The following is a 13,409-nucleotide window of genomic DNA, read 5'->3' as shown; positions in this document are numbered from 1 at the left end:
AAGCAAGATTCTGAAACTTTGATTGAGTCAAGCTTTGAGCCTTTATTTTCTAACAGTAACTAAAATTTATAGCCAAAACTTAGAAATTAAAGCCTCGAAAGGCTTTCAGCGATTGGGTTCTCCCAAAGTGATAAAAGAGGGATGAAGCGATGTCTAACGACAAGTCGCTTCGCGTCTACGCGCAACGCCACAGCTTGTCCATCCTCGCCACGAAATATCGCTAGCCATTAACCTAGAACAGTTCGCGTCAATACAGTGTTAGGTCGTTGTTGTCGCTGAGTGCGACAATATACTAAAAGTCTGCAAATTGCATGTGGATAGTGGGCAGGGTAGAGGGCGATCATGCAATTTTAACGCCCTCCATATCACAGCTTAATCTTTTACTTCCTCAGTTTCTTGAAAAATATCTTCATCATCTTCAATTTCATCAGATTCCTCTTCTTCCTCCTCAAAAAAGTCAAGCACATCTCGAACTTCTGTAAAGGAGTCATCTGATTCGGAAGATGCTTTTATTTGCTCCTCAGGTAATTCAACTTCAGGCAATATCACATGAAAATCTTTTCTCCAAGTGGAAATCAAAGGTTCATTCCACTTAACCTCATTACTTACCTCATCTTTAGTACTTTCTATCAACTTTCTTACACCCTCAGACGAATCAGACAATATCATTCTGACAAGTTCTACACATTTCTCATATCCAGAGCCTGTAGTTATCATGGTTAGGTTTTCATTTGGCCGGACTAGAACATTAGACCAATGAAATTGATCTCGGCCGAAGAAGCCATCTTTATCCATTTTAGTAATACTACGCGAGACGGCATTAAGCGTTTCTGAGATACGCTGCTCTGCGTTTATCCTGAGCAAGAATCTTGATACAGCGAAAAAAAGAATTTTTTGTCCTAGAACAGTATACAGAATATTTGAATCTCGTAATTTCTTTATACTTGCTTTTTTCTTCAATTCTTCTTTGCTCCTTTGCGCCTTTGCGCGAGACATATCCTGCTCAAACCGTCGAAAAGCACTTTGCTGAGTTGTCAAATATCGAGCAATCGAATTAGCTCCCATGAGTGATATTTCTCGATTCTGTTGCCAAAGATAATCGAGTTTTTCAACATACACTTTATAAGATTGCATCGCCTCTTGATGAGTTAAAAAACTGCGCTGCAAACCTTCCGACTCTTCCGTAAAACAGCGACGCATCATTTCTTTAGCATCAGTATCGCTCATAGCAAAAATGGGCGATCGCAACACGATCGCGCAACGCTATGGGTTATTCATCCTCACCACGAAATAGCGTCACAAGTAGCAAAATAAATATCTTACTAAAAACAGTTTGTGTTGTGGTTACTCAGTAACTAGGGCAAAAACCTTCCAGGACTACCTAGCGATCGCAAGACTATCCTCATTAGAATCTTGATTTCTGATGTTATGGCCTAACTTGTACCTTATGGCTACAAGTTAGCTACTAAAATGGGGTAGCTTTACCCCAGTAAATCTTTAAAATCAAAGGCGACACCCGGATTTGAACCGGGGGATAAAGGTTTTGCAGACCTCTGCCTTACCACTTGGCTATGTCGCCTTATCTTTGTTTCCTTCACACTACTCTAGGGTAGTCCTTGACTGGTAGCATTAGGCATTAACCAAATAATAATAGCATATGGCTCATAGGTTAACCCACTGCATTAACCAATGTTTCTGTTAATCTTGAAGCGATCGCTCTCGTACTTGGCTGTCTTTAGGTATAACTAGTACACCTCGGTGTAAATAAACCCAAAGGTTGTCTGTTGAGACTGGGTCTAAGGGAGTAAGGGTGTGGGAATCTAAGAGTTTTGCTCAATAACACCCTCACAGACTTGTACCCCTACATCTTTGTTGAAACCCTTGATTTTTCGTATTACTGCGTAAGTCCAAGCATAAACGCTTTTCAGTGACTTGCTGCAAGCATCGCAGTTTGTCAAGATGGATAAAGTCGAGCTAAATTGAAAACTCCAACTGATGTGCATTGCCATCATCAACAAAGCTCTGTTCGCCAACGCCAACTAGTTCCACAATGATTTTACGCGTTGCAGGTGAAAACTCACCTTCTCTTGCTCCAATCTCAACAATGGTTCGTTGCCCTTTTGAAGAAACATGGTAGGTTGTTGTGCAAAAGGCCCCTGTTTTGTACTCAAAAGTATGACCGTCATCCTCATAAAGGATAAATTCACCTGTGCCATTCCAGATCCGCAGCCTCATCTGGTCTATGGGACGTTCATCTACATGTTGCATTACTGGTATCATCGGAATGATGGAGCCAGCACGGACATATAATGGCATTCGTTCAAGTGAGGCGTGTGCCAGGATGTGAGTTGGCCCTGTAAAAGTCTTGCCACTCCACCAGTCGTACCAGCTACCTTCAGGCAAGTATACGGCACGGTGTTCAACACCTGGACGGTAAATTGGTGCTGCTAGTAATGAGGGGCCAAGCATTACTTGATCGGCAAGAGTAAATGTCTTAGAGTCATTGGGAAAATGATAGAGCAGGGGGCGCAGAATTGGCGAACCAGTGGTTGCGGCTTCCCAGAATAGGGTGTAAATGTATGGCAGTAGTCGATAACGAAGTTCAATGTACTCGCGGCAAATTTTTTCGACGCGATCGCCAAATACCCAAGGCTCATGCTGTGCTGTAGTTAATGCTGAGTGTCCCCGCATCAAGGGGTAAAGCATTCCTACCTGCATCCAACGAGCAAATAGTTCAGCCGTAGCGTTCCCTGCAAACCCCCCAATATCACTACCGACAAAGGCAACGCCCGACAAACCCAGGTTGCAGAGCATTGGTAAGGACATTTCTAGGTGTTCCCACAACGATTGATTGTCTCCTGTCCAGACTGCTGACCAGCGTTGAATGCCAGCATATCCAGCGCGTGTCAGAAAAAAAGAGCGTTCTGTCGGACGAGATATTTTAGCTGCTTGATAAGATGCCTGTGCCATCATTAGCCCATACAGATTATGGGTTTCAGTGTGTGTGGTTCTCTCGTCAGTCGGCCCCTGCGATGCATCAAGGGGAAACGAAATCTTGTTACCAGGGTCGCCGAAGGGGCGATCGTCAAGTGCAGGTTCATTCATATCATTCCAGATGCCGGCAACACCAATGTCAGTTAGACTGTTTTGCCAACTTGCCCACCAATCTCTAACTTCAGGGCGTAGGTAATCAGGAAAAACAGCTTTATCGGGCCAGACATAGCCATGAAATAGCTGTCCATTGATTTTCCGGATAAAATAATCGTTCTTTAATCCCTCATCGAAGACTTTGTAATCTGCTTCTGGATCGTACTTGACTCCCGGCTCAACAATTGTCGCCACTTGAAAGCCATCTTGCTTAAGATTTTGTATTAATTCTTTAGGGTTAGCAAAGCGTTTAGGACTCCAGGTAAAAACCCGATAGCCGTTCATATAGTCAATATCTAAATGGATAACATCACACGGAATGCGGCGCTGACGAAATTCACGCGCCAGTTTGCGTACTATATCTTGTGACTCGTAACTCCAACGACACTGGTGGTAACCTAATGACCATCTGGGTGGTAAAGGCATCCGTCCGGTTAGCTGGGTGTAAGTCTGGATAATTTTTGCAGGTTCAGGACCATAAATAATGTAGTAATCCAGTTCACTCCCCTGAGTTTCCATCCGCCAGACTCCGGTTTGCTGTGCGCCCAGATCGAATCTGCTCCAAAAAGTAGTATTGAAAAAAAGCCCGTACCCCAATCCCGGACGCAACGCGATAAAAAAGGGAATTGCCTGATACATGCTGTTTGTCAAGATACCGAAATCGATCGCATCAGATGTCCAGTTGGTTCTCACTTTCGATCGCTGATCGAGTAAGCCTGTGGGTTCACCAAAACCATAAAAATGTTCGTCAGTTTCAATCCGTTTCCACCCAGCAATAGCACCAGTCCGCCACCCCATGCCTAAGTCTGTATCCTGAGCAAAGGACTGTCCTGCTGAGTCAAAGCACTGGATACGACAAGGATCGCGGGACACAACAATACACAATTGCTCAGTTGTAATTTCTATAGCCTCTGCTTTTTCTCGCACTTCAAACGGCACAGTAGACCATTCTTCATCCGCCTGTGCCACTGCCCACGATCGCCTGGGTAGAAATTCACCAGTAGGGGTCATCCGTACTCGAATTAAGTTCGGTGCTAGGACACTAATCCTCAGACAGGGACCGCTACACTTGAACAGGATATGGCGCTCATTGTGTTGTATTGCTTGTACTGCTCCAAGGATTGACCAAGGTGCCTCGGTTGTGTGCAGTTGTCCAAAGTATTGCGGCATAATCCCTGACTAAAAAATAATTACTTTTCCCAATTGAGATTCACATAAACTACTGGTAAAAAGCTTGTATCTTTGGGCATAGCACAGGAGAGCGATTTTTTTCGGGGGAGATGGGCAAGAATTAACCAAGGGGGTTAAATATTAATCATCCCAAAGGCCTTGAAATTTGGTAGATGCAAGTTCGGTGTAACGAACAGTGTGCTGAATATTTTTATGCCCCAAATAACTCTGAATTGTTCGGGTATCAATGCCTCGATTCGCCAAATAGTAACCCGTTCCATGCCGCAGCATATGAGCATGAACTCTTAAATGCAAGCCAGCTAATTCACCAGCTCGCTCAACAATGCCGGCGATCGTATCATATGCCAACGGGCCACGTCGAGAAGACTGGAAAATATAGGGACTAGCAGGATAATCTCGTTGTAATTTCCGAAGAGAGCGAATTTCTCCAGAGTACAGAGGATGAGTAGAAGGAGTGCCTTTTTTAACTCGCTTTACGTAAATGGTGCCACCATTCCAGTCTATTTGCTCCCAGCGCAGAGATGCCACTTCTGCAACTCGCAATCCGTGACGGTAAATCAACGCCACAAATACCACTTAATTCTTTCTAGCTCTTTGGGTATGTCTGTGTCTAGTTCAGTATCTTTTTTACTAAGTCCTTTTGCAGTCTGATTCATCACTGTCAGCCGCATGGTGATATGAAACCAATCCAGGATATATTCTGCGTTGGGATTGAGATAAAGCTGTAGTTCGCGTATCTTCTCATCACCGTCTGACAGGAAAGTTACTTGTTGATTCATCTGCATTCCTCGAGATTTTAAGACCTCAAAGATCCCACGCTGGGGTTTGGTATCGTAACAATAAACTCCCCCGAACCGCTTGGATGTACCGTCTGCTTTTATACTCTTGCCCACGATAACTGTAAGACATCAAAGACCCAAACTTGGACTCCAGATACAATAGTTCTCTTGAAGTGCGTTCTGGTAGTAAGTTGGCTACTGGGTTAAAGCTACGGGTTGGTTGTTCCTGGCACGGGCAGTGAAATAGTGGAGGCATTGGAGATGTAACTTGCCAAACAATGTGCGGTATACAATTGTGCGCTTGTCTTTATGCAAGAGTTTCTGGCTACAGTGCAAACATAATTCCTGTTGTTGAGAATACTCTGCTACTTGTTGCTCGGCTAGGGCGTGTTGGAGGTTTTGTAGTAATGTTTTGGCTTCTGCTAGTTTTAGCCCCAAGTTTTCTGGCTGTAAAGCACCACGCGAAATCTGCATAATTTCTTGGACAACTTGGGAATCTCCATGATCTGACTCCACAACTATTTGGATTTTGACTTTCACACTATTTCCTGTTCAAATAACATCTCTTTATCCCCAGCCGCGTATTGCTGTAAACGTTGGTTGACTTTTTGGCGGTCAAAATGGTCAACCATTAACCATTGACGTAGTTCGTATATCTCTTCAATATTGCCAGGGATATCACCTTCTTCCAGAATTTCACTGCATCGAGAAGCTATATATCTTAACCGAGTATTCTTGTTTTTGTGCCATGAACTCCCACGGGCCACCGCAGTCTTCTGGAGGGCAAGCACTTTGACCACTAATGCACACTGGATAAAAGCAATTTGATTTTGGAGTGAGAATTGCTTCGACCCGAATTTGATGCTGCCAGTTATCACCGAAGTCATATTAGTATAAAAAACGCTCTCGCATTTGCCAGCCAAAATCTGATAATTTGACAACTCTAGGGTCGTCAGAAAACCCCATTCGCCCAATTTGAGCAATTCCGTAATGCTTACCGTGGATTACAAAGCGATGTAGGTGAGAATCAGTCCACCCCATTGCGATCTGGATAATGTAGTGCAAATCGGCGATTGTGCTGTCGCTGCGGATTTTGACCGTACGCCAAATCATTGGACTGATGCCTAGGATAAAAATATGAAGCTGGTAGATGACAAGTTGCTCAGAATCAGACATGGGGTCATCTTACCGCATGGCCAGTCCCATCTCCCCCGAAAAAAATCGCTCTCATAAACGTTCACTTACTGCTCAAATCATTCCTGCTTAAATAATTTCTTAGCTATTTTTATAGCCAAAGATATTGTTGCTAAACGACTATACTTCTGGCGCTTTCGCCCTGGGGGCACGTCTTTGCAGTAGGGTATTTTTTTTAGAAGTTATTGAGTTACTTACCTCGATAATTCTGATTCATATTGTTCTTTCACAGGCAATAAGATCGCAAATTCAGTTCCTTGATTGAGTGTGGAATGCACATGAATCGATCCACCATGCTTTTCCACAACAATTTGATGGGCGATTGCTAATCCCAATCCAGTACCTTTACCAACTGCTTTTGTAGTGAATAGACAGTCAAATATCCGTTGTCTGACCTCGTCTGTCATGCCGATTCCATTATCCGAAATACAAATCTTCACATATGCAGGGCTAGACATTTCGGTGCAAATGTTGATTTCCAAGAACTTATTTACTCGCTTGCCCTGTTGCCAAACATCTTCTAGAGCATCAATAGCGTTAGCTAAGATATTCATGAAGACTTGATTTAGTTGCCCTGGATAGCACTCAACCTTTGGTAAAGAAGCATATTGTTTGAGAATTTGAATTTCAGGTCGTTGCCCTAACCCTTTAAGACGATGCCGTAGAATTAATAATGTACTGTCAAGTCCTTCATGAACATCAAACTCAACTTTTACAGATGTGTCAGCGCGAACAAAGTTTCGCAGCGACACAGAAATATCTTTAATTCTTTCCGTGCTGACCTGCATGGAATTGAGGAGCTTTAGTAAATCTTCTAAAATAAATTCTAAATCTGCTTGAGAGATTGCATCCTGAATTGCAGGTGGTAATTGAGAATGATATTGTTGACATAATTGCATGATTTGGCTGAGTTCAGCAACATACTCTTGAGCAGGATAAATATTATTAGTGATGCAGCTAATAGGATTGTTTATTTCATGTGCTACACCTGCTACCAATTGACCAAGCATTGAGAGCTTTTCTTGTTGCACCAGTTGTAATTGTGCCTGTTCTAAAGCTGCGGTTCGCTCTTTCACTCTTTGTTCGAGATCGTCGGTCAATTGTTTGAGTTGCAAATGCATTCGCACTCTGGCAATCACTTCTGCTTGTTCAAAGGGTTTAGGAATATAATCAACGGCTCCTAACGAAAATCCTTTTACCTTATTTTCGGTATCCGCCAACGCCGTCATGAAAATAATTGGGATGTTTTGTGTTAATGGATTAGCTTTAAGTTTCTGACATGTTTCAAACCCATCTATTCCAGGCATTTGTACATCTAACAAAATCAGAGCAGGTAGTTTATGCTGCACTAGTTCGATTGCACTTTCTCCATCTTCGGCGACTCGAACAGTAAAACCTGTACCTTTTAATGCTTGTGATAGTACCGACAAATTAGTTGGATTATCATCAACAATTAAAATAAAATCAGAGTTTTTCATTGGATAAAATGTATTTTTTAGCAAAACTGTAAAAAATTAAAACTATTTTTAAACAAATGATTAATTATATTCTTTTATATTTTAGTTAACCTGTTTTATCCATTGCCTTAATTCCTCTCGCAATTTCTTCATTTGAAAATTTTCTGCAAGTTTGATTACTTGTTGAGCAAAATTAAAATAAACAGGGTTATTAGTTTTTAAATTATTAGCTTCATCCAATACCCCATCAACATTTCCATCTTTTGTCAATTCATATAAGCGAGTTAGGATATCAATAGAAGGTAAAGAAATATCTTGTAACTCTGACTGAAAATTAGCTTGACTAGAATTTATATCAATTTCTGAATTTGGTGCATATATCCATACCAAATTCAGATGTAAGCTTAATAATTCCAGCAATGTTTCAGCTACTATAGGCTTAGATAAAAAGGCATCTGCACCGACATTTAAACTTTGATTTCGTTCGCTTTCAAATACACTTGCAGAAGAAGCAATTATTGCTATATTTTTAAATTGAGCAGATTGCTTGATGTACCGAATCAGATCCAAACCATCCATTACAGGCATTACTAAATCGGTAACAATTAAGTCAGGTTGAAATGCAACAGCCCGCTCAATTCCCTCTCGACCATTACTAGCTTCTATCAACTCAAATCCAATCGGTTCTAATAAATTTAGAATTACAGAACGGTTTTCCCATTTGTCGTCTACTACTAGAATGGTGCGTTTTTTGCCTTGATAACCTGTGATAGCTCCTTGTCGCATCACCCTGGAACTTGCTGCCCATTGTTTTGCTTCTGGTAACTCTACTTCAAACCAAAAAATACTACCTTTATCAACTTGACTTTCAACTTCTAAAGTACCACCCATGAGGTGGACGATTTTCTGACTAATAGCTAATCCTAAGCCGCTTCCTTCAAGCTGTCTGCTGATTTCTCCTACTTGCTCAAAGGGAAGAAAGATTTTCTGCAATTGTGCCGATGTCATTCCAACCCCTGTATCTTCCACTTGAAAACGAATTTTATAATTGATGACTTGTTCTTGCTCATTTATAATTTGTTGTGCCTGTTGACTGATAACATTTACTTTTAAAGTTACTCCCCCTTTGTCTGTAAACTTAATCGCGTTTCCCAAAAGATTAATCAGAACTTGCCGTAGCCTTTTTTCATCAGCATGAATCCCAACAGGGAGTTGAGGGTCGGGCTGATACTTGAAGTCAATTACTTTTTGATCGGCTTTAATCCGGCAAATTTCAACAACTCCCTCCAAAAATGAAAGAAAATGGAAATCAAATGCATGTAACTCCATTTTGCGGGCTTCGATTTTGGATAAATCCAGCACGTCATTAATTAAAGTTAATAGATGAAATCCGCATTGATGGATGATTTCAATTCCTTTGTATCCTTTTTCTGTCAAGCTTTCAGTCCGTTGTAGGATTTGAGTATAACCTAAGATGCCATTGAGAGGAGTTCGTAATTCGTGGCTCATGTTGGCGAGAAATTCACTTTTGGCTTGATTGGCAACTTCGGCAACATTTTTTGCCTCCTTGAGTTCAGCCGTTCGTTCTTCAACTCGTCGCTCTAGTTCATCATTGGCTTGCCGCAGTATGATTTGTGACCTTTGATTTTCACTAGTTACCGCAGAGATTACAAAGGTAGTTATAGCGATAACACAAATGAATGATTGCAGCAAGATGAGCGATTCATTGGGCGATAGTTGTTTAGCAAACGAACCGAAGCCATTAACAGTACCAAAAACCGCGATCGCTGACACAATGAGTACACATATAGTCGATATCCGCGCTTCAAATCGGAATGCTGTCCAAATTAACGGGGGAACGATCATGTATTCAATTGGGTATCCCCCCGAAAAGGCTACCCGAACAATCGCTATCATTGACAGTAAGGCAAGTCCAAGTTCAATAATTTGTCGCCGATGAAAGCTTCTTGGCGATTGGGACTTTTGTAACCATGCTAGTAGTAAAGGTGTAACAACCAAAATACCTGTGCTGTCTGATGCCAACCAGGTTCGGCAAACATTACTAAATACTGTCCAAGGTGCAATACCAGTAATACAAAGCGTCAGTGCAGCTAGTATAGAACTGATTAGGGGACTGGGTATGGTCAGAATTATAAATTTAAAAACATCTTGCGAACGCTCTAAGAAATAGCGACGTTTGATAAACCGATGAATTAAAAAAGTAGCTAAAAAGGGAGTAATTAAATTAATGCTTGGAATTATAGTACTAAGTAAAAGATTGTTTTTAAAAAAAATAATATAACTAACAATAAAATCGCTCACAAATAAGATGGGCCAGACTCGATAACCTACTAATAACATTCCTGCTACAAACACACCGAATGAAGGCCAAATTGCTGACGCACCATTGACAAATGTCATAGATAAACCTATGTATCCCAGTCCCAGATGGACAATGGGAATAATTAGTGCTGCTATTATAAATGGGCGATCGAGTTTGACTAGGAATTGCGGCTTTATCATAGTTTGCTGCATTTATGGTTTCCGTGCAGATAGCTCAAGAACAGTAACCTTCAACAAAGGTTGTCAAGCTTATGATTCCCAGATAAGTGTTTGTAATTTTCACCATCAAAGGAAAAAAGGTCAAGCCCTGGAGGTTGTACTAAGCACCCGTTCAAAAATAAGTTTGCCAGCCTTCGCAAACTTATTTCATGACAAACCCTTAGAGGAACACACCCAAGAAGCAATCGCTTTTATTTTGACTGCTATAAAGCAATCGCAAACACAGTAACTTACCCAACCAACCCCAAATGCCGATGGAATGCTTCAACAGCATTCGCTACACCATCCTCATCCCTAATCTTCTGGCCTAACTCTTGTGCTAAGGAGCGCATCTTCTCATTGCCCAGTACGATTTTAATTGCCTCTGCTAAAGTATCTTCTGACACTTTCTTATACGGTATTGGCGCAGGGCTTACTCCCAGTCGGGTTAGCTTTTCACCCCAAACAGGCTGATCTGCAAAAAAGGGTACTGTCACGCTCCGGTATCCCCGCACGTAACACCGCCGCCGTTGTACCTGCACCACCATGATGAACCATTGCTCGTACTTGGGGCAGTAGCCAGTCATGGGGAACATCTTTGATTACAAACACACGTAACGAATCTTTAATGTTAACTATGTTACCAACATTCCCCCAACCTGACAGTATAATGTTGCCTTGGCGAGTTTTCTTCAGAGCTTCCACGATGTAGTATGTTAAATATCCTGGATGTGGCATTGTCATACTTCCGAATCCAAAGCACAAAGGTGGTACTTTTTTCCCAAGAAAATCCTCTAGTTCCAGAGGCGGCTCGTAGGTATCTGCTTGGTCAATAAACCAGAAACCAGTCACGTACACCCATTTGGGCCAGTCATGAGGTCTTGGGATGACATGAGAGCTAAACCCATACAACACAGGAATTCGTGATACGTTAGCCAAGGTTCTGCGTCTAAAGCGTCTGCCTAGGTAAGGCAAGGGAGGCAATTTCAATGTTTGGGTTCTGAAATGGTTGACCAGTTTTCGATATCTCTGCCAGTACAACAACTCTGCGATGAAATAGCTGGCATAGTTTATCGCTCTACTTAGTGGGTTGTTAGCTATCTGGCTAAATCTCAAAAATGGAAACATCCCTGTTGGAGTTAGCGACAGAACTGATGCAAAAAAACAAGGTACTCCTAACTTCTCTGCTATGTGATATCCCCAGTTCGCTAATAGCGTGTAGATGATTACTTCCGCCCCAAGGCTTGCTGCCCAAGCCGATTCCAACTGTTGAAGAAACAATTTATCACTCACTTATATCTTGCACCTGGAAATATGGATGTCAAATCCATGACTACGTGCCAGAGGAATCATGTATGCAAGAAAGAGTAAAAAATAAGACACAACAATTTGCGGAAAGATAAATTCAAGCGCAGTGTATGCAGCTTGTCCCCAGTCAGGTAAATGATCAGGGATGGTAGATAAATAAGCCCAATGGGCTAAGAGAAAGGCAATAAAGGAAAGGACTAACCAACGGTAAACACCCAATAGTGTGCCTTGACCAAAACGATGAAGTCCAAAGCGATGTTTTGCCGTTTTAAACCAGCCCTCAATCTGCCCTTCGGGTTCGCCAGTTGCTTCAAGTCGGGGAACCCGCCCAACGCACTGGCTCACCATCGACGTTTACCCCACCAATTAATAGTGTTGGCTTTAAGTGGCCTTGTAGACAAAACAAAACGCTTTTCTTTCTTGCCGTCATGACGTTTGAGGTAGAACCAAGACACCCAGACGGGACAATTAAAGCCTTGCAAGTGAACTTGTTGACCACGTTTGTGCAAGCGTCTTAAACGTCGCCCATCAGTGAGTCTGCGGCTTGATAGTAAACCAGTAACAGCATGGCATTTGAGAGAGCGGACACCGTGAATAAAATCGGCACTGCCAAATGCAGTATCTGCCAAAACCATAACTTGAAAGCGTTTGGTCAATGATTGGGGTAAATTCTTGAGTAGTTTTAATCCCAACTGTGCAGGAGAGGTAGTACCTTTACCTCTCCAAACCCTAAAACTCCAAGGAATCCGCCATTGCCCGACAACCAAATACATGACCACTATGTGCAATCCCCGTTTACGGTTATAAAAACGGATTAAATTGTCAAAAGACTTGAATGTACCGCATTTTTCCAGAGTAGTCAGGTCAAGTCAGTATTTATCTCGTTAGGTGCAAGATATAAGATAGCAAGTATTCTTATTTTTGTGTTGCAAGCCGTTGCAGTTTTAACCACAAATAGGTGGGGAACGAAACGTTTTATTGGAATTTAGTACTGTACAAAAAGGTCGGCGAAGAAATTTTTTACTGATGTCGGTTCCGTTTGACTCAAATACTATCAAGTGCAATACTTCCTCTAGGAAACGCCGTTTATCAAAAATGCCTTGAATCAGTACCTCTAGTTCAGTTGCTGCACCCTTTGTAGGAAAGTCCTCACCCTCCGGGTTCGGCAGTTTGCTTATGCCGGGAAACCCGTCCACCGCAACTGCCTCACCATCAATCGCGTGCCAAGGTAAAAACTCTTCCCAGTCCGAAGTTAATGTACCAACTCGTGCCTGATTTCCGCAAGTAATAACTAGAAATGAATTATAAAAAAATAGCTTCGGTATCTGTTGAAGGTAAGTTTGGATTCGTCGATAACCTGCTTTGAACGTGGCTTGTTCATTAGTTGGATAAATCGAGACAATAACTGCCAATGGTAAACCGTTGATAAAGACAACTACATCAGGACAGTGAGCATGATTCCCTTCAACTACAGTCAAGGGATGAATAGCTAGCCAATCATTATTTAGCAAATGAGATGGATCGGTGAGCCACACTTTTTCATGAACTATTTCTCCGTTGAAGAAGTATTCGACTTCAACACCATCAGTCAGAAGTTTGTGAAAGCGGCGGTTATTCCCCAGCAAGTCAGAACTCTCTGTAGAAGTAACTTGAGAGCCTCCAACTAGCGGCTTTGCAGCCAGCAAAATATGAAAGAAACACAAGCATTGAGAATTGGTCAGAGATAAATCTTATACTCAAAATGTACTCTGACAGTTAAGACCGTTTTATCAGTGGTGCAAATTACGCCCGT

At 42.0% G+C, this 13,409-nt stretch carries 8 protein-coding genes, 1 tRNA gene and 3 pseudogenes; all 12 read right to left on the bottom strand.

What is annotated here, in order from left to right; all coding sequences use genetic code 11:
• Positions 1-372 precede the first annotated feature (372 nt).
• A complete protein-coding gene (locus RMY31_RS26090) occupies positions 373-1,227 on the bottom strand; it encodes a hypothetical protein (protein WP_322658413.1) in 855 nt (284 codons plus the stop codon).
• 280 nt (positions 1,228-1,507) lie between these two features.
• A tRNA-Cys gene (locus tag RMY31_RS26085) sits at positions 1,508-1,579 on the bottom strand.
• Positions 1,580-1,974: 395 nt separating this feature from the next.
• Positions 1,975-4,317 (bottom strand): glycoside hydrolase family 31 protein, encoded by a 2,343-nt coding sequence (locus tag RMY31_RS26080; protein WP_322658412.1) that lies wholly within the window; start codon positions 4,315-4,317, stop codon positions 1,975-1,977.
• 141 nt (positions 4,318-4,458) lie between these two features.
• Positions 4,459-4,899, bottom strand: a complete 441-nt coding sequence (locus RMY31_RS26075; RefSeq protein ID WP_322658492.1) for a tyrosine-type recombinase/integrase — start codon at positions 4,897-4,899, stop codon at positions 4,459-4,461.
• Between the two features lie 2 nt (positions 4,900-4,901).
• Positions 4,902-5,657: pseudogene (locus RMY31_RS26070) on the bottom strand (ISKra4 family transposase); the annotation flags it as partial.
• A gap of 156 nt (positions 5,658-5,813) precedes the next feature.
• A pseudogene (locus RMY31_RS26065) lies at positions 5,814-6,230 on the bottom strand (plasmid pRiA4b ORF-3 family protein).
• A gap of 275 nt (positions 6,231-6,505) precedes the next feature.
• Positions 6,506-7,789, bottom strand: a complete 1,284-nt coding sequence (locus RMY31_RS26060; RefSeq protein ID WP_322658411.1) for a sensor histidine kinase — start codon at positions 7,787-7,789, stop codon at positions 6,506-6,508.
• Between the two features lie 81 nt (positions 7,790-7,870).
• The gene (locus RMY31_RS26055) at positions 7,871-10,303 is read right to left on the bottom strand and encodes an MASE1 domain-containing protein (protein ID WP_409878448.1); all 2,433 of its coding nucleotides are present in this window, start codon (positions 10,301-10,303) and stop codon (positions 7,871-7,873) included.
• Positions 10,304-10,560: 257 nt separating this feature from the next.
• Complete coding sequence (locus RMY31_RS26050) at positions 10,561-10,716, bottom strand: hypothetical protein (RefSeq protein ID WP_409878446.1); 156 nt, start codon at positions 10,714-10,716, stop codon at positions 10,561-10,563.
• A gap of 49 nt (positions 10,717-10,765) precedes the next feature.
• Complete coding sequence (locus RMY31_RS26045; RefSeq protein ID WP_322658407.1) at positions 10,766-11,602, bottom strand: glycosyltransferase; 837 nt, start codon at positions 11,600-11,602, stop codon at positions 10,766-10,768.
• Between the two features lie 87 nt (positions 11,603-11,689).
• A pseudogene (locus RMY31_RS26040) lies at positions 11,690-12,486 on the bottom strand (IS701 family transposase); the annotation flags it as partial.
• A 75-nt stretch (positions 12,487-12,561) separates the two neighbouring features.
• Positions 12,562-13,302 (bottom strand): type I restriction endonuclease, encoded by a 741-nt coding sequence (locus tag RMY31_RS26035; protein WP_409878444.1) that lies wholly within the window; start codon positions 13,300-13,302, stop codon positions 12,562-12,564.
• Positions 13,303-13,409: the final 107 nt, after the last annotated feature.

It is taken from the genome of Dendronalium sp. ChiSLP03b (assembly GCF_034531165.2).
GTDB classification, from domain to species: domain Bacteria; phylum Cyanobacteriota; class Cyanobacteriia; order Cyanobacteriales; family Nostocaceae; genus Dendronalium; species Dendronalium minutum.
The sequence above is the reverse complement of the archived record's forward strand: the minus strand, read 5'-3'. Positions and strand labels throughout refer to the sequence as shown.

Coding starts and splice junctions, on each gene's coding strand:
- RMY31_RS26055 (WP_409878448.1), bottom strand. CDS start 10,303: ATGCAGCAAACTATGATAAAGCCGCAATTCCTAGTCAAACTCGATCGC.
- RMY31_RS26090 (WP_322658413.1), bottom strand. CDS start 1,227: ATGAGCGATACTGATGCTAAAGAAATGATGCGTCGCTGTTTTACGGAA.
- RMY31_RS26060 (WP_322658411.1), bottom strand. CDS start 7,789: ATGAAAAACTCTGATTTTATTTTAATTGTTGATGATAATCCAACTAAT.
- RMY31_RS26080 (WP_322658412.1), bottom strand. CDS start 4,317: ATGCCGCAATACTTTGGACAACTGCACACAACCGAGGCACCTTGGTCA.